At 55.9% G+C, this 23,738-nt stretch carries 22 protein-coding genes; 15 read left to right on the top strand and 7 right to left on the bottom strand.

Features of this window, described 5'->3' with window-relative positions:
* Nucleotides 1-14: 14 nt before the first annotated feature.
* Nucleotides 15-1,706 carry a sensor histidine kinase gene (locus BMW84_RS22675; protein ID WP_091072438.1) on the bottom strand — a complete coding sequence of 564 codons (1,692 nt, stop codon included), beginning with the start codon at nucleotides 1,704-1,706 and terminating at the stop codon, nucleotides 15-17.
* Nucleotides 1,703-2,389, bottom strand: a complete 687-nt coding sequence (locus BMW84_RS22670; RefSeq protein WP_091072622.1) for a response regulator transcription factor — start codon at nucleotides 2,387-2,389, stop codon at nucleotides 1,703-1,705. Before BMW84_RS22670 ends, BMW84_RS22675 begins: the two co-directional genes overlap by 4 nt.
* Before the next feature lie 482 nt (nucleotides 2,390-2,871).
* Here BMW84_RS22670 and BMW84_RS22665 point away from each other — a divergent pair, with 482 nt between their 5' ends.
* The 3 genes from BMW84_RS22665 to BMW84_RS22655 all read left to right on the top strand — a co-directional run bounded on the left by BMW84_RS22665 (nucleotide 2,872) and on the right by BMW84_RS22655 (nucleotide 7,702).
* Nucleotides 2,872-4,041, top strand: coding sequence for a glucose-1-phosphate adenylyltransferase (locus tag BMW84_RS22665; RefSeq protein WP_091072436.1), 1,170 nt, complete (start codon nucleotides 2,872-2,874; stop codon nucleotides 4,039-4,041).
* Between the two features lie 22 nt (nucleotides 4,042-4,063).
* Entirely contained in the window at nucleotides 4,064-5,167 is a 1,104-nt protein-coding gene (gene glgD, locus BMW84_RS22660; protein WP_091072434.1) for a glucose-1-phosphate adenylyltransferase subunit GlgD, read from the top strand.
* 102 nt (nucleotides 5,168-5,269) lie between these two features.
* A complete protein-coding gene (locus BMW84_RS22655) occupies nucleotides 5,270-7,702 on the top strand; it encodes a glycogen/starch/alpha-glucan phosphorylase (protein WP_091072430.1) in 2,433 nt (810 codons plus the stop codon).
* 104 nt (nucleotides 7,703-7,806) lie between these two features.
* Here BMW84_RS22655 and BMW84_RS22650 read toward each other — a convergent pair whose 3' ends face one another.
* Nucleotides 7,807-8,286, bottom strand: a complete 480-nt coding sequence (locus BMW84_RS22650; protein ID WP_091072427.1) for a GAF domain-containing protein — start codon at nucleotides 8,284-8,286, stop codon at nucleotides 7,807-7,809.
* 215 nt (nucleotides 8,287-8,501) lie between these two features.
* Here BMW84_RS22650 and BMW84_RS22645 point away from each other — a divergent pair, with 215 nt between their 5' ends.
* Nucleotides 8,502-8,792 carry a hypothetical protein gene (locus tag BMW84_RS22645; RefSeq protein WP_091072424.1) on the top strand — a complete coding sequence of 97 codons (291 nt, stop codon included), beginning with the start codon at nucleotides 8,502-8,504 and terminating at the stop codon, nucleotides 8,790-8,792.
* 162 nt (nucleotides 8,793-8,954) lie between these two features.
* Nucleotides 8,955-9,524 (top strand): GNAT family N-acetyltransferase, encoded by a 570-nt coding sequence (locus BMW84_RS22640; RefSeq protein ID WP_175499006.1) that lies wholly within the window; start codon nucleotides 8,955-8,957, stop codon nucleotides 9,522-9,524.
* A gap of 61 nt (nucleotides 9,525-9,585) precedes the next feature.
* Here the strand turns inward: BMW84_RS22640 and BMW84_RS22635 are convergent, their stop codons facing one another.
* Nucleotides 9,586-10,053, bottom strand: coding sequence for a MarR family winged helix-turn-helix transcriptional regulator (locus BMW84_RS22635; RefSeq protein WP_091072420.1), 468 nt, complete (start codon nucleotides 10,051-10,053; stop codon nucleotides 9,586-9,588).
* 313 nt (nucleotides 10,054-10,366) lie between these two features.
* Between BMW84_RS22635 and BMW84_RS22630 the strand changes: the two genes are divergently transcribed.
* The 3 genes from BMW84_RS22630 (at nucleotide 10,367) to BMW84_RS22620 (ending at nucleotide 13,764) form a co-directional block, all read left to right on the top strand.
* Complete coding sequence (locus BMW84_RS22630; protein WP_091072417.1) at nucleotides 10,367-11,668, top strand: MFS transporter; 1,302 nt, start codon at nucleotides 10,367-10,369, stop codon at nucleotides 11,666-11,668.
* Between the two features lie 99 nt (nucleotides 11,669-11,767).
* Nucleotides 11,768-12,478 (top strand): ABC transporter ATP-binding protein, encoded by a 711-nt coding sequence (locus BMW84_RS22625; RefSeq protein WP_091072416.1) that lies wholly within the window; start codon nucleotides 11,768-11,770, stop codon nucleotides 12,476-12,478.
* Nucleotides 12,457-13,764 carry an ABC transporter permease gene (locus tag BMW84_RS22620; protein ID WP_139209677.1) on the top strand — a complete coding sequence of 436 codons (1,308 nt, stop codon included), beginning with the start codon at nucleotides 12,457-12,459 and terminating at the stop codon, nucleotides 13,762-13,764. The genes BMW84_RS22625 and BMW84_RS22620 overlap by 22 nt, the downstream gene beginning before the upstream one ends.
* An 83-nt stretch (nucleotides 13,765-13,847) precedes the next feature.
* Here BMW84_RS22620 and BMW84_RS22615 read toward each other — a convergent pair whose 3' ends face one another.
* Nucleotides 13,848-15,113, bottom strand: coding sequence for a BaiN/RdsA family NAD(P)/FAD-dependent oxidoreductase (locus tag BMW84_RS22615; RefSeq protein WP_091072412.1), 1,266 nt, complete (start codon nucleotides 15,111-15,113; stop codon nucleotides 13,848-13,850).
* 159 nt (nucleotides 15,114-15,272) lie between these two features.
* Here BMW84_RS22615 and BMW84_RS22610 point away from each other — a divergent pair, with 159 nt between their 5' ends.
* The 3 genes from BMW84_RS22610 to nadE all read left to right on the top strand — a co-directional run bounded on the left by BMW84_RS22610 (nucleotide 15,273) and on the right by nadE (nucleotide 18,493).
* Entirely contained in the window at nucleotides 15,273-16,997 is a 1,725-nt protein-coding gene (locus BMW84_RS22610; RefSeq protein WP_091072410.1) for an ATP-binding protein, read from the top strand.
* Nucleotides 16,998-17,139: 142 nt separating this feature from the next.
* On the top strand, nucleotides 17,140-17,571 hold the full coding sequence (locus BMW84_RS22605) for a BrxA/BrxB family bacilliredoxin (protein ID WP_091072409.1): 432 nt from the start codon (nucleotides 17,140-17,142) through the stop codon (nucleotides 17,569-17,571).
* Between the two features lie 112 nt (nucleotides 17,572-17,683).
* Nucleotides 17,684-18,493 carry an ammonia-dependent NAD(+) synthetase gene (gene nadE, locus BMW84_RS22600; protein ID WP_091072406.1) on the top strand — a complete coding sequence of 270 codons (810 nt, stop codon included), beginning with the start codon at nucleotides 17,684-17,686 and terminating at the stop codon, nucleotides 18,491-18,493.
* A gap of 87 nt (nucleotides 18,494-18,580) precedes the next feature.
* On the opposite strand, the gene BMW84_RS22595 is transcribed toward nadE, so the two are convergent.
* Nucleotides 18,581-19,411: an alpha/beta hydrolase family protein gene (locus tag BMW84_RS22595; RefSeq protein ID WP_091072403.1), complete on the bottom strand. Its 831-nt coding sequence runs from the start codon at nucleotides 19,409-19,411 to the stop codon at nucleotides 18,581-18,583.
* A gap of 182 nt (nucleotides 19,412-19,593) precedes the next feature.
* Between BMW84_RS22595 and acpS the strand changes: the two genes are divergently transcribed.
* Nucleotides 19,594-20,001 (top strand): holo-ACP synthase, encoded by a 408-nt coding sequence (gene acpS, locus BMW84_RS22590; RefSeq protein ID WP_091072402.1) that lies wholly within the window; start codon nucleotides 19,594-19,596, stop codon nucleotides 19,999-20,001.
* Nucleotides 20,002-20,003: 2 nt separating this feature from the next.
* Entirely contained in the window at nucleotides 20,004-21,224 is a 1,221-nt protein-coding gene (mutY, locus tag BMW84_RS22585; RefSeq protein WP_091072400.1) for an A/G-specific adenine glycosylase, read from the top strand.
* Nucleotides 21,225-21,469: 245 nt separating this feature from the next.
* Here mutY and BMW84_RS22580 read toward each other — a convergent pair whose 3' ends face one another.
* Nucleotides 21,470-22,078 carry a superoxide dismutase gene (locus BMW84_RS22580; protein WP_091072398.1) on the bottom strand — a complete coding sequence of 203 codons (609 nt, stop codon included), beginning with the start codon at nucleotides 22,076-22,078 and terminating at the stop codon, nucleotides 21,470-21,472.
* A 443-nt stretch (nucleotides 22,079-22,521) separates the two neighbouring features.
* Between BMW84_RS22580 and BMW84_RS22575 the strand changes: the two genes are divergently transcribed.
* Together BMW84_RS22575 and lepB are read left to right on the top strand one after the other, a co-directional pair.
* The gene (locus BMW84_RS22575) at nucleotides 22,522-22,941 is read left to right on the top strand and encodes a GNAT family N-acetyltransferase (RefSeq protein ID WP_091072395.1); all 420 of its coding nucleotides are present in this window, start codon (nucleotides 22,522-22,524) and stop codon (nucleotides 22,939-22,941) included.
* 172 nt (nucleotides 22,942-23,113) lie between these two features.
* Nucleotides 23,114-23,731: a signal peptidase I gene (gene lepB / locus BMW84_RS22570; protein WP_091072393.1), complete on the top strand. Its 618-nt coding sequence runs from the start codon at nucleotides 23,114-23,116 to the stop codon at nucleotides 23,729-23,731.
* Nucleotides 23,732-23,738: the final 7 nt, after the last annotated feature.

The following is a 23,738-nucleotide window of genomic DNA, read 5'->3' as shown; positions in this document are numbered from 1 at the left end:
GTCCCATTATAACCCTATTTTGCGCCCGTTTGCGAATCGACGAGGCGCGGCAGCAGCACGCGGAAAAGCGACCCGTGCTGCGGCTTGCTCTCCACACTGATCTCTCCGCCATGCGCCTCGACGATCGATTTGGTAATGGAGAGGCCAAGGCCTGAACCGCCGTATTTGCGTGCCCGCGACGGATCGCTGCGGTAGAAGCGGTCAAACAGATGCGGCAGATGCTCGGCGGCGATGCCGGAGCCGTTGTCCCGGACGATCAGCTCTGCGAAAGCGCCCTTGGGCAGCAGGGAGATATGGATAACTCCCTGCTCGGGATGCGTATGCTGCACCGCGTTCTGGAACAGGTTCAGAATGAGTTGCTTCAGCTTGTCGGGATCATACCAGCCGGTCAGGTCAGGCGCGATTTTGAACGTCACCTGGCGTTCGCCGGCCAATACCAGCAGATGCGGCTGCATTTCCGCGATGATGTCGCCGAACGCCGATTGTTTGAGCCGAAGCTGCGGCGCACCGTCCATCCGGGCAAGCAGCAGTAGATCCTCGACCAGCTTGTTGATCCGTTTTGACTCTCCGTGCATGCTGTTCAGCGCATTGTAGAGCTGCTCCCGGTTGTCCGCAGCCCCGCGCAGCAGCACCTCGAGGAAACCGTGGATCGAAGTCAGCGGCGTCCGCAGCTCATGTGAAGCATCTGCCGCAAAGCGGCGCATCTGCTCCTTCGCTTCACGTTCATTGCGGAACGAAAACTCAAGCCGCTCCAGCATGCCGTTAAAGGAATGGGACAGCATGTCGATCTCGGTCTGCCCCTGATCTTCGGGAAATCGCACGTCCAGATTGCCTGCGTCGATGGATTGCGCGGCCTGGCCCATCTTCGAGAGCGGGACCAGCGTCTTGCGCAGCGCGGGAAGATACAGGAACAATCCGGCCAGCAGGGCTACGACCGACAAGAGGACGAAGATGAGCAGCTGGCGGAGGATGACGTCGCGCAGCGGCGCCGTTTCGACGGACATCTGTACCAGAATTTTGCCTTCGTCCGGCCGGAAAAATCTCATGAACACGGCTAGGTGCTGTTTGCCGTCCGGCGCGGTAATCAGCTTGTAATTTCCGCTGGCTTTTTCAGTAACGGTAGAAAGCAGCTTAGAGACTTCAGCCGCGGAAAGCCGCGGCGCAGCCGACTCCGAAAGCGTCTCCTCCTGAAAATCGCGGAATTTGCCGTCATTGCTGTAGATGGCGATAGTGGTGTGGGCATCCAACAGCAGCGGCCGGCGGTCGCCGCGGAAGCGCTGGTTTCCGGGATTGGCGGAGCCTGCACCACCGGTATTCCCGTTATTGGCAAACGACCCGGCCGACGCCGGCGGAGAATCGCTGATCCCTGATTTCCCATCGGGCTTCCCTTGCATAGCCCCATTTCCTGTCCCCGAAGTTCCTTCCGTCGCCTCGCCCTCCGCTTCCGTGCCTGAGGTTCCTTGCGTTACTGTACCTTCCGGCATGGCCAATAATCCAAAATACAGCTCGCGGGGGACCGAATGCAGCTGCGTCTCCATCGCTTCCGCCCGGTTGTTGTACGTGAAATTGCGCATCAGCGCATACTGCAGCACACCGATCAGCAGCAGCAGAACCGACAAAATCAACAGCGAGATGGTCAGCAGCTGCCTGCGCAGCGAGCGGAGGGCCGGGAACCGGCGAAGGAGGCCTTTAAGCCGGGAGGTCATACGAGATCCACCCGGTAGCCCGCGCCGCGGAGCGTGCGGATGATCTTATGCTCTTTGTCCCCGAGCTTCTCTCGCAGGGAGCGGATATAGACCTCGACGATATTTTCCTCGCCGCCGAAATCGTAACCCCACACCTTGTCGAGAATCATCGGCTTACTGAGCACCAGGCCGTGGTTAAGCACCAGGTATTGCAGCAGTTCGTATTCGGTCGGGGAGAGCTCGAGCACTTCGTCCCTGAAGCGGATTTCCTTGCGTCTTCCGTCGATCCGGAACGGGCCGCAGCGCACCTCGCCGAGCAGGCCCGGGAACTGGTTGCGCAGCCGGGCCTGAATCCGGGCGAGCAGCTCGTCGAAGCTGAACGGCTTGACCATATAATCGTCCGCTCCGATGGAGAGGCCTTTGACGCGGTCATCCACTTCATCTTTGGCCGTAAGCATAATGACGGCAACTTCGTTCTCTTCACCCCGCAGATAGCGGCACACCTCAAAGCCGTCCATACCGGGCATCATCACGTCGAGAATGACGACATGCGGCTTGAAATCGGCGGCAACCGCGAGCGCGGACGGCCCGTCACCGGCGGTCATTACATCAAAACCTTCATTGGATAATCCAAGCTCAAGAAACTGCAGAATATGCGGTTCATCGTCTACAAGCAGCAGGCGTACGCCTTGGGGGGCCTTCATAGCCATAACCTCCGTCATTTTTTCCGTGTATTTAAATAAAATATATATGCTGGTTTTCGGTTCCAAAGAGGAAGCTCCGCTTTGCGAGTAGCTTTATTATGACACAAAAAAATGAACGTTAGCTGAAGATCCGGCGCCGCAAAAGCTTTTTTTGCATTTTTACCGGCTCCGTTTTTTCGATTGCGCCCGGATTGGTTAATGAATTGGATACACATTGTTCATGTTTAAAGGGGATAATAAAGGGTTTTGACGAAGGCCAGATAAGCCTTTACAATAGGGGTACGAACCGGGTTTGAGAAACCTCTCCAGATCCGGAAAGCCATCCTAATCCTGTCCGTTTTCCCCCGTTCCAAGCCTTGTTCATTTCCTGTCTGATCTGACACATTTCTTTTCACGTTACTTCTGATGACCGACTTCTTTTTCCGCAACATTCAATCTCATTTATTCACGCTTTATTACCCATAAGTCGAGGAGGCTCTTCCATGAAGAAAAAAGAGATGGTGGCCATGCTGTTGGCGGGAGGCCAGGGGAAAAGGTTGAAGGGATTGACCAAGTCGCTGGCCAAGCCTGCCGTTTATTTCGGGGGGACATACCGCATTATCGACTTCCCGCTGAGCAACTGCTCCAATTCGGGCATCGACACCGTCGGCGTGCTGACGCAATATGAGCCGCTGGTGCTGCATTCGTATATCGGCGTAGGCAGCGACTGGGGACTGGACCGCAAGAACGGCGGGGTATACGTGCTGCCGCCCCATGAGCGCGAGAACGGAAGCAGTTGGTATCTCGGCACGGCCGATGCCATTTACCGGAATCTGAAATTCGTCGATCAATTCGACCCGGAGCATGTGCTGATTCTGTCGGGCGACCATATTTACAAAATGGATTACAACGCGATGCTACAGTACCACAAATCCCGCGGCGCCGACTGCACGATCTCGGTCATCGACGTTCCGCTGGCGGATGCGAGCCGCTTCGGCATTTTAAATACGGAAGAAAATCTGAAAATATACGAGTTCGAGGAAAAACCGTCCAAACCGAAAAGCACGCTGGCTTCCATGGGCGTCTACATATTCAAATGGGAGGTACTGCGCAAGCACCTGCTGGAGGATGGGGAGAACGAAGGCTCTTCGCATGATTTCGGCAAGGATATCATTCCGATGATGCTGGCGGACGGGTGCTCGCTTTATGCTTATCCGTTCGAAGGCTACTGGCGCGACGTGGGCACGGTAACGAGTTTGTGGGAGGCCAATATGGATCTGCTCAGCGACGCGCCGCCGCTCAACCTGAACGATCCGGACTGGCGCATCTTTACCCGCAACCCGAACCAGCCGGCGCAATACGTCGCTCCCGGAGCGAAGGTTAGCGGCTGCATCATCAACGAAGGCTGCACCGTCTACGGCGAAGTCAAGCACTCCGTGCTCTTTTACGGGGTAGAGGTCGGCGAAGGCAGCATCATCACGGATTCCGTCATCATGCCCAAAGTCAAAATCGGCAAAAACGTCCGTATTCATAAAGCCATCATCAGCGAAAATACCGTCATTGAAGATTACGCGGAGATCGGATCCCGGCGCGAGGACGACCACGAGGACGAGATCCTGCTCATCGACAAATGGAACAAGAAACGCAAATCAGCTGCAGCCAAAACCATATAATCTGTAGAGGACGGTGGACGGGGTGAAAGAGCTCCTGGGTGTAATCAATCTTGACCATGAACTGGACAAATTAAATGAATTGACCTATTTCCGCTGCGGTGCCGCCGTGCCTTTTGCCAGCCGGTACCGGCTGATCGATTTCGTGCTGTCGAACATGATGCATGCGGAGCTGGAGAGCGTGGGCGTGTTCGTCCGCCGCAAATACCGTTCCTTAATGGACCATCTCGGGGACGGGAAAAGCTGGGATATGAACCGCAAGCATGGCGGTTTGTTCATCCTGCCGCCGGACTGGAACGATCCGACCGACACTTCGCTCGGCGATCTGCAGCATTACCATAACAATCTCGATTTCTTCCGCCGCGCATCGGCCCAATATGTGGTCTTCTCCGGCAGCCAGCATATCAACACCGTGGACCTGCAGGACGTATTCCAGTTCCACCTGGAGAAGGGCGCGGATGTTACGCTGGTCTACAAGCCGACGGAGCAGCTTCAGCCCGAGCATGATCTGTGCCTGCGGCTGGATGTGAACGACGAGCAGTTCGTGACCGGTCTCCATCAGGAGAAGGATCATCCGAACGTGTACCTCGATATCTTCATCATGGAGAAAAAGCGGTTCCTGGAGGAGGTCGAATACTGCATCGCCCACGGCGAAACGTATTTCTTCCGCGACGCCATCCAGAAGCACCGCGATAAATTCAAAATTGCGGCGTACGAATATAATGGCTATCATGCGGTCATCAATTCGCTGGAGAGCTATTACAAGAACAGCCTTGCGCTGCTTCAGCAAGACAATTACTTCAGTCTGTTCCGCGAGAGTCCGGTGCAGACGAAGATTAAATACGAGGCGCCGACGCGTTATCTTGACAGCGCCGAAGTGAGCAATTCGCTGGTCGCCAACGGCTGCATCATCGGCGGCACCGTCGAGAACAGCATTATTTTCCGCGGCGTGCAAATCCGCAAAGGCGCCAAAGTTGTCAATTCCGTCATTATGCAGAAATGCGTAATCGAGGAGAATGCCGTCATCGAAAACGTCATTATGGATAAGGACGTCCATCTCAGCAAGGACCGCATTCTCGTGGGCGACAACAAACGCCCGTTTGTTATCGCCAAGAGCAGCAAAATTTAACCGTCAGGATCAGCCGGGCCGCGGATAGGCGTTCCGGCTGATCCTGAGCTATATTCAGCCTTAGTTTACACTAAAATAAACATCCGTCAGGAGGACCTGCTGTTGTTCAACGACAAAGACACCTTTAAACGCGTATTCCGCGAGACGCTGATCGGGAAGCTGGGCAAGCCGCTGGAGGAGGCGTCGAACGCTGACGCTTACAACATTCTGGGCAATATGATCCGTGAGGGTGCCGGCCGGCATTGGGCGGATACCAATTTGAAATACAAAACGGAGCAGAGCAAACAGGTCTATTATTTCTCCATGGAGTTTCTGATCGGCCGGCTGCTCGGCAACAATCTGCTGAACATGGGCATTCTGGAGCTGGTGCGGGACGGCCTGGCCGAACTGGGCTTCTCGCTGGACGAGGTCGAGGAAGTGGAGAACGACGCCGGCCTCGGCAACGGCGGGCTTGGCCGCCTGGCGGCCTGCTTCATGGATTCGCTGGCCTCGCTGCAATACGCGGGACATGGCTGCGGCATCCGCTATAAATACGGTTTGTTCGAGCAGAAGATTGTGGACGGCTACCAGGTGGAGCTGCCTGATTACTGGCTCCGCAACGACAACGTCTGGGAAGTGCGCCGCGAAGACAAGGCCGTCGAAGTACGGTTCTGGGGCCGGGTGGAGACGGATATGGTGGACGGCGAGCTGGTATTTTCGCATAAAGATTATGAGGCGGTGCGCGCCGTACCTTATGACATTCCGATCATCGGCGCCGACAGCCGTCATGTCAACACGCTGCGCCACTGGAGTGCGGAATCGATTACCCCGACATCCAAGGTGTCGGGCTCCTTGGCCGGCAGCGATTACCACAAGTTCCTGGAATACAAACGTTCAGTGGAATCGATCTCCGAATTCCTGTATCCGGACGATTCGCAATACGAAGGCAAGCTGCTGCGCCTGAAGCAGCAATATTTCCTCTGCAGCGCCGGCCTGCAAAGCATCCTGCGCACCTACCTGAAGCTGGGACTGCCGCTGTCTGCACTGCCGGACAAAGTGGCGCTGCATATCAACGACACCCATCCGACGCTGGTCATTCCGGAACTGATGCGGCTCTTGATGGATGTGCACGGCTTGGGCTGGGATGAGGCATGGGGTTTGACGACCCGGATGGTCTCCTATACGAACCATACGATCCTGAGCGAAGCGCTGGAGAAATGGCCGCTGGGCATGGTCCGCGAGCTGCTGCCGCGCATTTTCCTCATCATTGAAGAGATCAACGCCCGGTTCTGCGGGGAGATTATGTCCAAATATCCCGGAGACCAGAACCGGATTAACCAGATGGCGATCATCCACGACGATCAGGTGCGGATGGCCAATCTGGCCATCGTAGCCAGCCACAGCGTGAACGGCGTTGCCGCGCTGCATACGGAGATTCTCCAGAAGCGCGAGATGCGGCTGTTCAACGAAATGTACCCGCACCGATTCAATAATAAAACCAACGGCATAACCCACCGCCGCTGGCTGATGCATGCCAACCCCGAGCTGGCTGCGCTGATCACCGAATCGATCGGCACGCGCTGGGCGCATCACCCGCAGGAGATGATCGGGCTGATCAAATACGCCGAGGACGCTTCGTTCCAGGAGCAGATTGCAAAGATCAAACGGCACAATAAACAGAAGCTGGCCAAATATATCGAGGCAAGGCACGGCGTGCCGGTCGACCCGGATTCGATTTTCGACGTACAGGTGAAACGTCTGCATGCCTATAAACGCCAGCTGCTGAACATCCTGCATATCATGCATCTCTACAACCAGCTTAAAGACAATCCGTCGATGGATATCGTGCCGCGCACGTTTATTTTCGGGGCCAAAGCGGCGCCGAGCTACTATTTGGCGAAGCGGATCATCAAGCTGATTAACACCGTCGCCGATGTCGTCAACAAAGACCCGGATGTTAAGGGCAAGATCCGCATCTTCTTCCTGGAGAATTATTCGGTCTCCCTGGCCGAAAAAATCATTCCGGCTGCCGATGTCAGCGAACAGATCTCCACGGCCAGCAAAGAAGCCTCCGGTACCGGCAACATGAAGTTTATGATGAACGGCGCCTTGACGATAGGCACGATGGACGGGGCCAATGTCGAGATGCACGAGATGGTCGGAGACAACAATATGTTTCTGTTCGGCCTGCGCGCCGAGCAGGTCATGGATTATTATCAGTTCGGCGGCTACCATGCCCGCGATATGTATGGCGGCGACGGCCGTATCAAGGAAGTGCTGGATCAGCTTATCACGGCCGGTCCGATCTGCTGCCAAACCCAAGAGTTCGATACAATCTACCATTCGCTGCTGGACAATAACGATGAGTTCTTCGTGCTGAAGGATTTCGCCGACTATGTCGAGACGCATGTCGAAATCGATCTGGCGTACCGCAATCCGAAGGAATGGCTGAAGAAGTCGATCATCAACATCGGGCATTCCGGCAAGTTCTCCAGCGACAACACGATCAGCCGCTACGCCGCCGAGATTTGGAACATTACGCCGGTTCCTCTTTGATGCATGTGTTTTTATTGGATGAAAAAGCCGCTGCGCCCGCATGAAACAGTGCGGGCACGGCGGCTTTTTTTGAGAAGTGCTATAAGGGACGGCAGAGCCTGCCGTTACAGAACGTCCGCAACCATGGCGGCAAAACGTTCGAGGAAACGGCGTTCCTCGTCGTCAAAGCGGTGCTTCAGCGGGCTGTCGATATCCAGGACGCCGAGCAGCTTGTCATCCTTGATCAGCGGAACGACGATTTCGCTGTTGGAGGCGGCATCGCAGGCGATATGGCCGGGGAAGGCGTGCACATCGTCTACGACGAGCGTACGGCGCTCGGTGGCTGCCGTGCCGCAGACGCCGCGGCCGAGCGGGATGCGGATGCAGGCGGGCAAGCCCTGAAACGGGCCGAGCACAAGCTCCGTACCGTCATACAAGTAGAAGCCGGCCCAATTGGTATCGGGCAGCGAAAATTTCAGCAGAGCCGAAGCATTGGACAGATTGGCGACGGCGTTCGGTTCGCCTTCCATCAGTGCGCCGAGCTGGGTCAGAACCGCTTCGAAACGTTCGCTGCGGGTTCCGTCGTAAGGCATGGCCTGAAACATGGGAAATCACCTTCCTGTATCAAAAGTCTGTAAATAATTACTGTAACTATCAACATAGTACAGCAGCCTTACATACGTCAAGCATTCCCGCCGGACGGCTGCGTGAACAAATGATGGCAGGACGCCCGCCGGAGTGCCTGAACCCTGCTGTTTCCATCGTCCGGCCGCAGGGTAATGTTGTTTATACTTAAGGCTCATGCCGGAAGGAGTGGACTATGCGCGCCGATGTACAGAACTTGTTCATAGGTATTCATATGCTTTATATGGCACATGAGAAGGATTTGACCGTGTCCGATACGCTGACTGAGCTGGAGAACCTGAATTACCGCGTCGGAGAACGCGAAGTAAAGCTGGAGCTGGAGCGCCTGACCCAGGATAATTTCCTGACCGCCCATGGTGAAGCATTCAGCATTACCGGCACGGGGATCGAGGAGTTCAAGGACATTAAAACGAAGCTGAACGTACTGTGCAGCGAAGTGTTGAAACCGGTAAAAACCCCAAGCTGAAGTGTCGTATGACTTCTATAATGCAGAACCGCCTGAACCGCGAGGATGATTTCACCGCTTGGGTTCAGGCGGTTTTTGGCGTGAAGATATTGTATAATGATGGGGACTAACCCTTCATGAATGGAGCTGGAACGAGTGTATCGATGCGGAGGACAGATTCCGGTGCTCACCGGAAAGGCCGTACAGCTGTGCCCGATGGAGCCCGGACATGCCGGGGCGCTGTACGCCATCTGGAGCCACCCGGAGGTGGCGCCTTGGCTGGAAGCGCCGTCGCTGGCTTCGGCGGAAGAAGCAGAGCTGCTGATCCGGCAGCTCCGGCAGCTGGCCGAAACGGAAGACAGCCTGCGCTGGAGCATTCTTGGCCCGGACGGCCGGGTCATCGGCAGCTGCGGCTACAACTACTGGCAGCTCCCCGGCGCTTACCGCGGGGAGCTGGGCTGCGAGCTGGCGCCGGAGGCCCAGGGGCGCGGCTACATGCGCGAGGCGCTTGGGCTTGCGCTGACGTTCGGGTTCGGGACGATGGGCCTGAACCGCGTCGAGGCGTTTTGCCATCCCGGCAATAAACGGGCGCAGTCGCTGTTTGCCGGGCTTGGTTTCCTTCCGGAAGGACGGCTGCGGCAATACCGCCATAACGCCGCGGGCTTTCAGGATGTGCTGCTGTACGCGCTGCTGCGCGGTGACCGCATACCTGAACGGCAACCGGCGGCCTCCAATGACGCCGCTGGCGTATAACGAAAAGACGGCCACCCGCTCTCGGGAACGAGAACAGGTGGCCGTCTATGTTTAACAAGCGTTATTTACGGGGCAGCGGAGATAATTTCTCGGCTTGCAGACCCATTTTCTTCAGCAAAATAATCATTTGTTCCTTCTCTTCATCGTTCAGGCCGCTGAACGCCAGATGCAGGCGCTCCGAATATTTCGGATACATCTCGTTCATCAGCCGTTCGCCTTCCGAGGTCAGCTCGGCGAAGATAACGCGGCGGTCGCTTGGACAAGGCTTGCGCTGCAGGTAGCCGCGCTCCTCAAGCTTGTCAATCACGTAAGTGACGTTTCCGCTCTGCAACAGCAGTTTGGCGCCGATCTGCTGGATCGGCTGCGGTCCCTTATAATAGAGGACCTCCATGACAGCGAAAGCAGTCGGATTAAAGCCTTCGATTTTGCTTCCGGTAACGGCATGTTCGTTGATGCTCTTGAACGACTTAGCAAACACGCGGTACAAATGGAGCGTCAATTGAGTATCTCGTTCGTAGGATTGTATCATCTTTCTCACCCTTTTATCGTTAATCGTAAGAGTTCCCTTAACTTGGTTACCTTTACAATACGGCAAACAAAGGGATAAGAACATGTGATTTGTCACAATGAGCACACTTTTAATTATTAAAAATCAAACAATCTCCGGAATCTATGTATTTTTCTCGGGCTGCGCATATTTTTGCCCCGCGCAATCGGTCTGCAGCAGGAGAAAATGTTCAGTCCCGGGTTCGCGCATAGTTACGGCCATGGCAGGATGTTCCATGAGCGCGTTTTTTTTACTATGGATACAGGTAAATGAATTCGAACGGGAGTGGATATCCATGAATCAAACTGTAAGCGTGCCGGGAACGCCGGGAAAGCTGACGGGGAACAAATCGTTTATGCTGCTGATTACCGCGCAATTGATTTCCAATGTTGGAGACTGGCTGAACATGCTTGCATTGCTGACGATGGTGGGGCTGCGTTGGAAGGCAACGCCATGGGAGATCACGGCGCTGACGCTGTGCATGGCGGTGCCCATGCTGCTTGGAGGGCCGGTGTCCGGCTACTTGAGCGATAAAATAAACCGCAAAGCGATGATGATCGGCTCCGACATCGCCCGGGTAGGCATCGTTGCCGCATTTATTTTTGCCGGCTCGTTATGGCAGGTATATGTGCTGCTGCTTGTCAAAGGTGTGATGGACGTGATGTTCTCGCCGGCCAAAAGCGGCAAGATGAAGGAAATCGTCGCTCCGGAGCACATTGATCAGGCGATGCGCATCAGTTCTTCGATCGAACAGCTGACCAAAATTGCCGGACCTGCGGTAGGAGGCATCCTGCTTGCTTCCGCCGGCATCTCCGCTTGCTTTATCATCGATTCGGTTTCTTATCTGATTTCCGCCGTCTTGCTGCTGGGGTTACCCAAGATCGGCCAATACCGAACAGCTCGGAGTTCCGAAGCCGGCAAGGCTAAAGCAACGTTCCGGCAGGAGATGGGCGAAGGATTACGTTTCATTTACGGCATCCCGACGGTGCTGGGCGGTCTGGTGATGCTGCTGGCCGTACTGCTTGTAGTGCAAATTGCCGACTCGCAGCTGATCGTCCTGTTCCGCGAAATCCCCGGCATCAGCGACGGCCTGCTGGGCTGGTGCGTGGCGGCGAGCGGCGCCGGAACGCTGCTGGCGGCGGTGACGGCAGGGAAACTGGGCAGCGCCAAACATCCGCTCGCGCTGATGTGCGCCGGAACCATGCTGATGGGCCTCATCTTTGCCTCCTGCGGCATCCTGATCGTGAACCTTCCTGCCGGAATGCTCTTTAACGTGGTGCTGTATCTCTCGTTCATGCTGGTAGGAGCCGGCGCAGGCTATACGTTTATTCCATTCTTCTCCATGCTGCAGCGGCGGACGCCGGAAACGCATACGGGCCGGGTGTTCGGCACGGTTAACAGCATGACAAGCGCAGCGGTTATTCTGGGACCGGTAATCGGCGGCGCGCTGGTGACGGCTTCGGGCCCGGTTACCGCGTTTCTCCTCTCGGGTATCGTGACGGCGCTGCTGGGTGCATTATTCCTTCTGTTACGCGGAAAAATCGGAAAAAAAGAGCTGCAAGCCGGCGGTGCCGTCCCGGAATCGGCAGCCGTATAAAAAGAACATTGTCGATTGCTTCCCAACCTACGTATAATAGATGGGCAAGTCCGGCGCGGGCCGGAAGTTACGATACGTATTTTGGGAGATGAACCCTGTATGGAAGATACGGAAGTTGTTTTAAGCGTTGTGATTGACGAAGCGGGCTATGAAGCGGGCGACAAACGGATTACGGATATCTTTTTCGAGGTGCGCCGCGGCGAACTGCTCGGTATTATCGGTCCGAACGGCGCCGGTAAAAGCACGACGATCAAGACGCTGCTCGGATTATTGAAGCACGCCAAGGCGAATGTTGCCTTCGGAGGAGAGAGCCGTTCTTATGCCTATGTGCCGGAGCAGCCTGTCTTCTATGAAGACTTGACGTTATGGGAGCATCTCGACATGGCCGCAGCGGCATATGGACTTCCTTACGAAAGTTTCGAGGCTTCGGCGGAGCGGCTGCTGGCGCAGTTCGGGATGGAGCATGTGAAACATGATCTGCCGGCAGGCTTCTCCAAAGGGATGAAGCAGAAGATGATGCTGATGCTCGGCTTTCTGGTCAAGCCGGATGTATATATCGTCGATGAGCCGTTTATCGGCCTGGACCCGCGGGCAACCAAGGATTTCCTCAATCTGCTTGCCGCAGAGCGGGAGCGCGGGGCAGGCGTGCTGATGTCCACGCATGTGCTCGATACGGCGGAAAAGATTTGCGACCGTTTTGTGCTTATCTCCGGCGGGGAAATGACTGCCACCGGTACACTGGAAGATATCCGCTCCATTGCGGGGCTTGCGGAGGGGTCGTTGTTTGATTGCTTCGACGCATTGACATGAGCGGGCTTCGGCAAGAGGGAAAAGCGGCTAGGGCAAGGAAAGCCGGAGCATACGCTTTTCCTTCAGGGAAGGCGCTGTTCCGGCGCCGGCTGGTTTCCCATTTCCATGAACAATGGAAAATGATCCGCACCGCCGCCGACTGGACGGTGCTGCTCTATATTCTGATTCCCGGCGCTTTGCTCGGCGGACGGTTTTATTACGGCTTCTGGCAAGGCGAACTGCCGGATTGGGTAGGCAAACTGCCCTTTGCGTTATTCCTGCTTCCGTTGGTTTACTTGATTGTGTCCGGCAGCGTTCTGCTGTTCCTGCAGGAGGGCGATGCCTTATTCCTGCGGCAGCGGGAGCGCTGGATGCAGGCTCTGATACGGCGCGGCCTGCTCTACAGCCTTGGCGTAACGGCGCTCAAACTGGCCGCCGTATTCGCCGTCCTGCTGCCGTTTATCGTCCGCAGCCAGGGAGTCTCCTCTGGCGCCGCCTGGTCTCTGCTGCTGTTGACCGTGGCCTGCGGCTGGTGTGTCAAGCTGCTCGGCCATCGGGTTAAAGTGCGCTACCAGGGTTTTCGCCGCTGGCTGCGGCTGATCCCGGCGGTATCCGTTACCGTCGGCATTTATGTGCGCGTGGGCGCCTATGGGCGGGATGATCTTTGGCTGCCGCTGCTGACCGCGGCGGTATATCTGGCCGTAGGCGCCTGGGCGTTCCGCAGCCGGCTGCGGCTGCGCGGCACCTTCCTCGGCGATGTGCGCGAGGATTACAAGCAGCGGATGCGGATTGCCGCTTTGCTGCTGCGCGGCGTGCTGGACAAGCCGCGGCCGACCCGCTACCGGCCGTGGATCTTCCGCAAGTCCCAGCCGCTGCTGCGTTCCCGCGACGCGGTGACCCGTTTTGCGGCGGCAGCGATTAAGGCACTGTTACGCAATCCGTCTCATCTGAAGCTGTATCTGCAATTCACCGGCGTGGCGCTGATTGCGGTCGCAATTGTGCCTTCCTTCTTGAAATGGCCGATCTATGCCGTCCTGCTATTACTAATGGCGTATTGGCTGTCTTCATTCTGGCTGGTGTTCTCCGGCGACGATTATATCGGCATCCTGCCGTTTACGAAAGGCCAGAAAGCGGATGCCGGCACCAAGGCGCTGCCGATTATGCTGATGCCGGCCGCTCTTCTCTGTGCGCTGGTCGTGTGCCTGCAGATGTACGGCATCTGGGGCGTGATCCTGTTCATACCTAGCGGAGGAGCCGGGGCATTCATTGTCGGCAGAATGTTCAGCGGCTTCCGTTTCTCCAGATAACAGTTTGTAAGTTAGAATAAAGGGGATGCCCGCAAGCCGTAAGGCTGCAGGCATCCCCTTTTGTGCTGAGTTTATGGGCGGGATTACTGGATTTTCTCCGCAGCATGTTTGCCTGCCGTATAGCCGGTGGAGAAAGCGGCGGTAATATTGTATCCGCCGGTGTAGCCGTGAATGTCGAGAATCTCGCCGCAGAAATAGAGGCCGTCCATCAGCTTCGATCCCATCGTGCCGGGATGGATCTCCTTCAGGTGGACGCCGCCGCCGGTGACGAACGCTTCTGCCAGCGAGCGGGTGCCATGGGCCAGGACTGGCAGCCGCTTCAGAAGCGCGGCTAGCGCCTGAAGTCCGGTTTTGGGCAGGTGATGGAACGTTAAGTCCCCATCCAGCCCGGCTTTGTCCAGTATAAGTGGAATGAGCCGCTCCGGCACCAGGCCCTTGAGCGAATTGCGGATCGCCTTTTTGGGTTCCTGCTCCAGCTTGTCCTGGAGCCGCCGCTCCAGCTCCTGCAGATGCTCATCGGGGAACAGGTCGATGGACAGCTCCACGGCATTTTTGCCGGTTTGCCGCTGCACCTGCCGCAGAAACTGGCTGCACCGCAGCGCAATCGGGCCGGACAGCCCGAAGTGGGTAAAGATCATATCCCCCCGGTGGGCAATGACCTTCTTGCCTTTGGCGTTCCAGACGGTTAGCGTGACATCCCGCAGCGACAAGCCCTGCAATTCGCCCGAATGAATCCAGCGTTCGCCCGAGACGATGGGCACCTCGGTTGGATACAGCTCCGTAATGGTATGGCCTGCCGCCTCGGCCCACGGGTATCCGTCTCCGGTAGAGCCGGTTTGCGGCACAGACTTGCCGCCGGTGGCAATAATGACAGCGCCCGCGTTGACGGTCCGGCCGGACTGCAGCTTTACGCCGCGTACGGCTCCGCTGTCATAGATCACTTCGGCGACCGGGCTGTCCGTCATTACCTCTACGCCCAGGCTACGCACTTTGCCGACCAGCGCGGATACGACGCTGGAGGCTTTATCCGAAACGGGAAACATCCGCCCGTTGTCTTCTTCCTTCAGGGCAATGCCCAAATCCTCGAAAAATGCGATAATGTCGCGGTTGTTAAAGTGGCCGAATGCGCTGTGCAGAAAGCGTCCATTGCCCGGAATATAGGAGATCAGCTCGGAAAGCTCCTTATTGTTGGTGACGTTGCAGCGCCCGCCGCCGGAAATGCCCAGCTTTCGTCCCAGCTTGGTCCCCTTGTCGATCAGCAGCACAGCGGCGCCGTGTTCCGCAGCGGCGACTGCCGCCATCAAGCCGGACGGCCCGCCGCCGATCACGATGACATCATAATTGTTCATGACGGTTCGTTAACTCCTTTGTCTTGAGAGGCTGCTTTCTTGCAGCTCCAATAACGGCATCATATCATTCTGACCGGAGCAGCGCCAGAATTGTTGACAACTATTGTGATTTTCGTTGTCAGAATTGGGAGTCTATGCTTTAATTTAGGATAAAGAATATTGTGTAAAATTCAGGGAGTGATTGCAATTATTTATGCCGTAATGGATATTCTATTGCAGATCTCGGCTGCAAGCTCCTTTTTGATCCTGCTGCAGTGGTGGCTGGACCAAGGACGGCCGCATCCCAGAATCCGCTTTTTAGCCGATGCCCAGAGCGTACTGGCTGTAAGCTGCGCGTTAAGCGTCACCTTCTGCACCCTGCTCTCCTCCAGCCTTTTTGGAGCCGTTTACCTGAACCTGGCGATTATCCCGGCCTACCTTGGCGTTTTATACGCCAGCACCGGTTTGGGCCTCTACCTGATGGCTTACTTTTTGTTGTGTACCGTCGTCTATTCGGCGCCCGCCGGAATCAGCGACATCCTGCTGTACACAGGGTTCCTGCTATATCCTCTCTTATTCAGCATCGCCCGTTCTTCCTTTAAACATGTCAAAATGCATATGAAAATTATACTGCTTTGGAGCGCGCTTTTTCCGGCCATGCTGTTTATTACACTGGCTCCCCGGATGGGCGGAGGCTTCGCCTACGATTTGCATTCCTCCGAAGGAGTGCTCGTCGCGCTATATTTAGGGCTGGCCATGCTGCTTGGCGGAATCTTCATCTACTACATAGAGACGGCGCTGGAACGGCGGCAATCCCGGGAATACATGACAACCCTCAATGAGCAGATGCGGCGCGAATCCGAGAAGCTGCAGCAGATTACCGAGGTGGTCCAGCTCAATATGATGACGATGGCCGACGGTTACATTACTGAGCTTAACGAATTTATGCTTCGGCTGATCCAGCAGCATTACCCCGGCATATCGAGGGAGACCATTATGGCGCAGCCGGCCATAGAACTGTTCGGGAAAAATATGGACGAGGACACCTTGTCCCGGCTGAGCCGTGTCATCCGCCATCAGCAGCGGACCAACTCCAAAATCGTCTACGATTGCAAAACCTACCTGATCTATACGGCGCCGCTGCTGGGAGAAGCAGACCGAAACGGGGGCGTCGTCATCATTGCGCAGGATCTGACGGCAGAAGAAAAGATGCGCAGCGAGCTGGACAATGCCGAAAGGCTGACGCTCGTCGGCCAGATGGCGGCTGGCATTACCCATGAGATCCGCAATCCAATGGCGGTTGTCCGCGGTTTCCTTCAACTCATGCGTGAGAAAAGTCCGGATGAGCTGGATTCCTATTATCAGATCGTGATGGAGGAGCTGGACCGGGCCAACAGCATCATTAATGACTTTCTGTCGCTGGCGCAAAGCCGCATATCGGATAAAGAGATAGCGGATCTTCATCATGTGATCGAAGACCTGGCACCGCTGCTTTGGGCAGATGCGAATCTGCGCGGCCAGAGCGTGGAATTGCAGCTGGATCCGGCCCTGCCGCTGCTGCGGCTGAATGTGCGGGAGATCAAGCAAATGATTTTAAATCTGGCACGTAACGCGATGGAAGCGATGGGCCCGAAGGGAGTGCTGACGATGGTGACGCGGACGATTGGCGGGAACGTGGAATTGATCATCAAAGACACGGGGAGCGGGATACCGGAGGACATGCTTAAGAACATGTTTGTGCCTTTTTTCACAACCAAAGATCAGGGTACCGGTTTAGGGCTGCCGCTCTGTCTTAGCATTGCGGAACGCCATCAGGGGAAAATCCACGTGGATTCGGCAATGGGGCAGGGGACAACGATAACGGTATCTTTTCCGGTGGAGATTGAAGAGGCGGTATCCTTTTAGCGTGTAAAATGAAGTTTTGCCGCCCCCGGAGAACATCCTCTCCCTCCTTGCTTTCGCAGAGTATGCATGTATAATAAAGTTAGTGATTGCCGCATTGGTAAGCGGCTGTAACACTCAACTGTGCGAAGGAGCGTGTTGAACCATGTCCATGTCGTTTCATCAATATATGAGAGATTCCATTCAACCGATGCGTGACGATTTGACCAGTATCGGCTTCCAGGAGCTGCTGACGCCGGAGGAAGTGGAAGCGGCCCTTCCGACGGCCAAAGGCACCACGCTGGTCGTTGTCAATTCGGTCTGCGGCTGCGCAGCGGGACAATGCCGTCCGGGCGTTGCCGAAGCGCTGAAGAACGAAGCGCTGCCGGATCACCTGTTTACCGTGTTTGCCGGCCAAGAGAAGGAAGCGACAGCGAAAGCGCGGGAGTATTTTGCGCCATATCCGCCGTCTTCGCCATCCATCGCCCTCATGAAGGACGGAGAACTCGTCCACTTCATTGAGCGCCAAGGCGTAGAGAATCGTTCCGCAGGCGAAATTGCTGCCGAGCTGAAGGAAATCTTTAACCGTTACTGCTAATACGCTTATGCGGATGAATCCCAAAATCTCGCGGCAGCCGCTTTGCGGCTGTTAGCGGGATTTTTGCGGTTATACGCGCCATTTCCACATCATAATCCATGGAGGGTAACCAATGAGCATGCAGGAGGAGATTATCGCCGCTCTCGGCGTGAAGCCGACTATCGAGCCGGAGGCAGAAGTACGCAAACGGGTCGACTTCTTGAAGTCGCAGGTCAAGCAAGCCGGTGCCAAAGGACTGCTGATTGCTATCAGCGGGGGCGTGGACAGCGCGGTTGCCGCGGGGCTGTGCAAACGGGCGACTGACGAACTGAGTGCGGAGGAAGGCCAGTCTTATATGACGCTGGGCGTCTTCCAGCCTTATGGCGTCCAGGAGGATATCGAACACAGCTACGCTACGGCCAAAGCTTTCGCGCTGGAGCATACGGTAGAGACCAATATTGAAGAAGCGGTCAACGAAATCGCGCTGGAAGTGGAGTACGGCCTCAAGGCGCTGGGGCAGCATCGGCATATTACCCATCAGGGCAAAGGCAATGTCAAGGCCCGCACCCGTATGGTGATGCAATATGCGCTCGCTTTCGAGAACCATTTGCTGGTGGTCGGTACCGATCATGCTTCGGAAGCCATTACCGGTTTCTATACCAAATGGGGCGACGGGGCGGTCGATTTGACGCCGCTGTCCACGCTGAACAAACGGCAGGTTCGCCAGCTGGCGTCTTATCTCGGCGTTCCGGATGAGGTCATCACCAAAGCGCCGACAGCCGGACTTTGGCCCGGCCAGACGGATGAAACCGAGCTGGGTATCACGTACGACGATAACAGCGATTATTTGGAAGGGAAGCCGGTGGCGCCGGAGACGAGGGATAAGCTGGAGAGCTATTACCGGCGGACGGCGCATAAGCGGAATGCGATTCCCGGAATTTAAAGAAAAGTGCTTGCTTCGTTAAAAAAAATAACCGCCGTAACCGGCTGAGTTTGTCAGCGGTACGGCGGTTTTGTGATTCAGGCGTGATTAACTGGCAGCCGATTCGGCGAGTATCCGGTCCACAAATTGCAGCGTAAGCTCGAGAGCTTCCTCCAGCTGGGGGGTCGTACCGGCAAAAGGATGTTTTGCACCGAATGTATGATTGCCGCCGGGAATTTGCACCCACGGAATGTCGGGCCGGAGGGCCGTCAATTGTGCGGATCCGCGACGCAGATGGTCGCCGTCTTCGCTGCCTTGAATCAGAATGACAGGGAAATGCGCGTCTTTCATCCGTTCCAGCAGATTGTAACGTGCCGCATGGCGCTCCAAATCGTCCAGCAGCACGGCATCCAGCGGCATTTGCTGTCCGGTGCGGCCATTCAGGACATGGGAGCGGCCTTTTTCGCGCATATCGCGCTTTTGTCCTTCATTAAACAGATCAAGGTTCGTCACGCCGTTCCAGGAGATCACACCGGCAATTTCTCCCGGATGCTCCAGCGCGTAGAGCAGGCAATCGCCCCCGCCGCGGCTGTGTCCCAGCAGGAATACCGGGAGCGCCCCGAATTTGGGATGTTGGCTGAGGTAAGAGAGCAGAATCTCCATATCGCGGATTTCCCGGCTGTAGGTGTTGCGGGCGAATTTCTCGAGTTCGGTAAAATTTAGCAGATCTTCGCCGATCCCCGCATGGGAAAAATTAAACGTAATGACCTCATGCTCTGCGCTCAGTTCAGCGGCGGCATAGGGGAACATTCCCCAATCTTTAAAGCCTTTGAAGCCGTGGGCAATCACGATCAAGCTTTTGGCTTTGCTCCGGGCGGGAAAATGCGAACAGCGCAGCACGGCATCCTCCCCGGCGGGCAATTGGAAATTACGACTCATAGGGTGCTTCCCCTCTCATCGGACTATTTGAAAGCGCCGAAATGGACTTCGGCGGCATTTTCTTTTAAGATAGCAGAAAGAAATGAACTGCAATTCTAAGAAAAATATACCACTAATTTCATTGGCAGGATAGATGACATAGAAAAGTGTAAGGAAAGTCGGCGGCAAAAGGAGCGGGTGTGGTGATTTACGGGATCGGCCATGATGTGCTGGAAATTGCACGGATTACGGGTTTAATGAACAGGAATGCCGGGAAGCGGTTTGCCGCGCGGGTGCTTACCCCGCAGGAGCAAGCACTGGCGGACGAAAAGGCAGGCAGGGAAGCGGAGTTCATCGCCGGCCGGTTTGCCGCCAAAGAGGCGGTGGTCAAGGCGCTGGGCTGCGGCATCGGGGAGACGGTCGGCTTTCAGGATATCGGGATCATGCCTGACCCCCTGGGCAAACCCCTCGTCTCGCTTTCTCCGGAGGCCTGGGAACGTCTCGGCTTAAGGCATGGGGAATACACGGTCCATCTCACCATCACGCACGGCCGGGAGCTGGCTTCGGCGTTTGCCGTCGTGGAGCGTATCGCAGAACTTAAAGGAGTGTAAGGATGACGACGCAGGAACATCAAGAAGATCAGCAAGAGGCGAAGTCCTATTTCAGCCGCCATCTGCTGGAGTGGTACAAGCGGCAGAAACGGGACTTGCCGTGGCGCCGCCACCGCAATCCGTATTATATCTGGATTTCGGAAATTATGCTGCAGCAGACGCGGGTGGATACGGTCATTCCGTACTTTAACCGGTTCATTAAGCGGTTTCCTACCATAGAAGCGTTGGCCGACGCGCCGGAGGAAGACGTGCTGAAGTGCTGGGAGGGGCTCGGCTACTATTCGCGTGCCCGTAATCTCCAGCACGCGGCGAAGCATGTAAAGGAGCATTTCGGCGGGCAAGTGCCGAATGACCGGGAGGCGGTGTTCGCCCTGAAGGGCGTCGGACCCTATACCGCAGGAGCGATTCTCAGCATTGCCTTCAATCGGCCGGAGCCGGCGGTCGACGGCAATGTGATGCGGGTGCTTTCACGCTATTTTCGGATCGAAGACGATATCGCGAAGGGACCTACCCGCATCAAGATGGAGCGCCTGGCGGCCGAGCTGATCCCGGAGGGAGAAGCCTCCCATTTCAATCAGGCGCTGATGGAGCTGGGCGCGCTGGTATGCACACCGAAATCGCCGCACTGCCTCACGTGTCCGGTGATGGAGCACTGCGCTGCGCGGATCGCGGGCTGCGAAACCTCGCTGCCCGTCAAGACCAAAGCGAAGCCGCCGCGGCCGGAGCTGCGGCTGGCGGCGCTGGTGGAGGGCCGCGGCGAGCACGCGGGCCGGGTGCTCATCCGGCAGCGGCCGTCCAGCGGGCTCCTTGCCCGCATGTGGGAGCTGCCGCACTGGCCGGTTCCCGCGGAGGACGACGCCGAAACCGGCGCGCCGCCTGCGGAAGCGGCGGCGCTGGACCGGCTGCGCCGGTCTCTGCTGCAGGCCGGGATCTTCGCCCGGCCGGAGAAGCACTGGATGGCTGCCGAGCATACGTTCAGCCATCTGGTCTGGACCCTGCAGGTGTACGCCTGCAGGGAGGAGGCCGCTCCGGCGGTGCCGGGAGCGGCTGAAGCGCGGGCCGGATACCCCGCGGCCGAGCGCTTCATGGATGGCGCGGCGGCCCCGGAAGACCACGGGGCCGTGCGCTGGATCACCCGCGGGGATATGGCGAACTACGCGTTTCCGAACGTATTCCTCAAGCTGCTCAACCAGTACTTCGCCGAACGCGAAGCAGGCGAGTAGGCGGTCGGGCTCTGCGGATCAGGCTTTCACTTTCTCTGCATTCCGCTCTCCACGCTGCGCATCGGGTTTTGCGAGGGAACCCCTGGCCGGCCGAAGCGGGGTGTGATATTCCCGGTGCAATCGGCTGCACTCCAGCCTCTAACGCAAAAAAAGCTGCATTATCCCGTACGGGATAATGCAGCTTTTTCAATTCGGTAACCGGCTTGTCGATCGCCGGACCGCCTGCGGCTAAATGCCGCAGCTGGTTATTTCGCGCTTTCGTAGCGTTTGCCGACTTCTTCCCAGTTAACTACGTTCCAGAACGCCTTGATGTAGTCCGGGCGTTTGTTTTGGTAGTTCAGGTAGTACGCATGCTCCCAAACGTCGAGGCCGAGGAGCGGAGTTGCGCCTTCGCTGATCGGGCTGTCCTGGTTAGGCGTGCTGGAGATAGCCAGTTTGCCGTCTTTGACCGAGAGCCAAGCCCAGCCGCTGCCGAAACGGGTTGTTGCCGCAGCCGCGAAATCTTCTTTAAATTTATCAAAGCCGCCCAGCTCGCTGTCGATTGCCGCAGCCAGTGCGCCTGTCGGTGCGCCGCCGCCGTTAGGGCCGATAACTTCCCAGAACAGCGTGTGGTTGGCATGGCCGCCGCCATTGTTGCGGACAGCGGTACGGATCGCTTCAGGTACGGCGTTCAGGTCGCTAAGAAGCTCTTCGATGCTTTTGCTTTGCAATTCGGGTGCCTTTTCCAGTGCGGCGTTCAGATTCGTCACATACGTATTGTGGTGTCTGTCATGGTGAATTTCCATCGTCAGAGCGTCGATGTGCGGTTCAAGTGCATTGTTCGGATAAGGAAGTGCCGGTAATTGAAATGCCATGGAAAAATCCCTCCTGAGTTTATTGGTTTCATGCGATACCCGATGTGTCCTATCGGTTATGTACCTGATAAGATACTACTATTATTAAACCGCAACTGGAACAATAATGCAACATTAAACAAACATTAACGTATGTAAAGTGCAAATGCGAAAAAGCGAAACTTTGCTTTTGTAAACGTGATGTAAAAATCCACTCCAGTGGCACCTCTTCCACATCCTGTAACTTTTATTCCTTATATTAAGATTTTGTGGAAGTTTTAATAATGTAAACGCTTTATATCAAGCGCTTTCACAAGAAATGTGATGATATCCCTAGAAAAGTATGCTTTAATAGTCTTAAAAGCAGGTATTTCTCGGTTTTTGATGCTTTTTTCCTCGCTATACTGTTATGGGAACTCCTTCTTTTTGTAAAATTCAAGCCATAGAAAAGGGAGATTTAAAGAATGCACGTTCGTTCCTTTCAATTAAGCGACGTTACCCCTGTAACTGAACTGCTGCAGATCGCCTTGTCGGAAGAATGCTACGAAAGCACTATGGAGCCGTTCTCCAGGCAGCTTTCCTGGGACTCGGATCTCATTGTCGTTGCAGAGCATGAAGATGAAATTGTTGGTGCGTTGATTGGTACGATTGAGAAGAATCACGGATGTTATTTCCGCATTGCCGTCCATCCCGATTTCCGCAGACAGGGCGTAGGCAAAAGTCTGGTGGCTGCGATGGAGCATCGTTTTCAGGCCCGTAAGGTCAGCGGGATTTTCGTTGCCGTCGACGAGCACAACTCCTTTGCATTACCGCTGTACGAAGCGCTTGGCTACAACGAGAACCAAGTATTCAAGTCGGTACGCAAGCTTAGCATCGTTGGTTAATCCTCATTTTTAAAGCGTTTGCGAAAGCGGAAACATTTAACAGAGAGCCAAATAACCGTTGTTACACTATACTAAGGCATATCACCTCCATGGATTGTTGCAAATGGGAGGGAGATATGCTTTTCTATTCTTAAAGAGAGATTCTATTCAGAACGTCATGGGGTGACAGCAGGTGAACCGGAGGCTTGAGGAAGAGTGGGCGCGCAGCCGCAAACAGAGATACAGATCCGTGACGCACCGCGGCGGAAGGGTCGCCTACCGGAAGCGTTGGCTCAAAGAGTTTCGGGACTGGGGCATTGTGGCCGTCATCGTGTTCGGACTCATGACGCTGTTTAATATTTATGTGCTGAATGTTTCGACGGTGGTCGGGCAGTCGATGCAGCCTACTTTGTATCAAGGGGAAAAGCTGATCGTCAACCGGATCGCCCTCAGCTTCGGTCCGCCGAAGCGCGGGGATGTCGTCGTGCTGCATGATCCCAGCACAGGGCCCGACCGCAAGGAATATCTGGTCAAACGCGTTGTCGGCCTGCCCGGCGATATCGTCGAGGTCAAAGACCATAAGCTGTATGTCAACGGCGTGCAAGCCGAGGAGCCTTATATCGATACGGAAATTCAGGACCCGGATTTTGCCGCGGTGACGGTGGAGCAGGGCAATTATTTCGTCATGGGCGACAACCGGCACGCGGGAGCCAGCAAGGACAGCCGTTATTTCGGCACCGTATCCAAGAAGATGATTATCGGCAAGGCTGCCTATATCTGGTGGCCGTTCAGCAAGTTTAACGCGCTTTAGCAAGGAG

This window comes from Paenibacillus sp. NFR01, from assembly GCF_900111565.1.
Taxonomy (GTDB): Bacteria; Bacillota; Bacilli; order Paenibacillales; family Paenibacillaceae; genus Paenibacillus_AQ.
The sequence above is the reverse complement of the archived record's forward strand: the minus strand, read 5'-3'. Positions and strand labels throughout refer to the sequence as shown.

Excerpts from the sequence above, each read along its gene's own strand:
- BMW84_RS22675 (WP_091072438.1), bottom strand. The coding sequence starts at position 1,706 with ATGACCTCCCGGCTTAAAGGCCTCCTTCGCCGGTTCCCGGCCCTCCGC.
- BMW84_RS22670 (WP_091072622.1), bottom strand. The coding sequence starts at position 2,389 with ATGAAGGCCCCCCAAGGCGTACGCCTGCTGCTTGTAGACGATGAACCG.
- BMW84_RS22665 (WP_091072436.1), top strand. The coding sequence starts at position 2,872 with ATGAAGAAAAAAGAGATGGTGGCCATGCTGTTGGCGGGAGGCCAGGGG.
- BMW84_RS22650 (WP_091072427.1), bottom strand. The coding sequence starts at position 8,286 with ATGTTTCAGGCCATGCCTTACGACGGAACCCGCAGCGAACGTTTCGAA.
- BMW84_RS22645 (WP_091072424.1), top strand. The coding sequence starts at position 8,502 with ATGCGCGCCGATGTACAGAACTTGTTCATAGGTATTCATATGCTTTAT.
- BMW84_RS22635 (WP_091072420.1), bottom strand. The coding sequence starts at position 10,053 with ATGATACAATCCTACGAACGAGATACTCAATTGACGCTCCATTTGTAC.
- BMW84_RS22630 (WP_091072417.1), top strand. The coding sequence starts at position 10,367 with ATGAATCAAACTGTAAGCGTGCCGGGAACGCCGGGAAAGCTGACGGGG.
- BMW84_RS22625 (WP_091072416.1), top strand. The coding sequence starts at position 11,768 with ATGGAAGATACGGAAGTTGTTTTAAGCGTTGTGATTGACGAAGCGGGC.
- BMW84_RS22615 (WP_091072412.1), bottom strand. The coding sequence starts at position 15,113 with ATGAACAATTATGATGTCATCGTGATCGGCGGCGGGCCGTCCGGCTTG.
- BMW84_RS22605 (WP_091072409.1), top strand. The coding sequence starts at position 17,140 with ATGTCCATGTCGTTTCATCAATATATGAGAGATTCCATTCAACCGATG.
- nadE (WP_091072406.1), top strand. The coding sequence starts at position 17,684 with ATGAGCATGCAGGAGGAGATTATCGCCGCTCTCGGCGTGAAGCCGACT.
- BMW84_RS22595 (WP_091072403.1), bottom strand. The coding sequence starts at position 19,411 with ATGAGTCGTAATTTCCAATTGCCCGCCGGGGAGGATGCCGTGCTGCGC.
- mutY (WP_091072400.1), top strand. The coding sequence starts at position 20,004 with ATGACGACGCAGGAACATCAAGAAGATCAGCAAGAGGCGAAGTCCTAT.
- BMW84_RS22580 (WP_091072398.1), bottom strand. The coding sequence starts at position 22,078 with ATGGCATTTCAATTACCGGCACTTCCTTATCCGAACAATGCACTTGAA.
- BMW84_RS22575 (WP_091072395.1), top strand. The coding sequence starts at position 22,522 with ATGCACGTTCGTTCCTTTCAATTAAGCGACGTTACCCCTGTAACTGAA.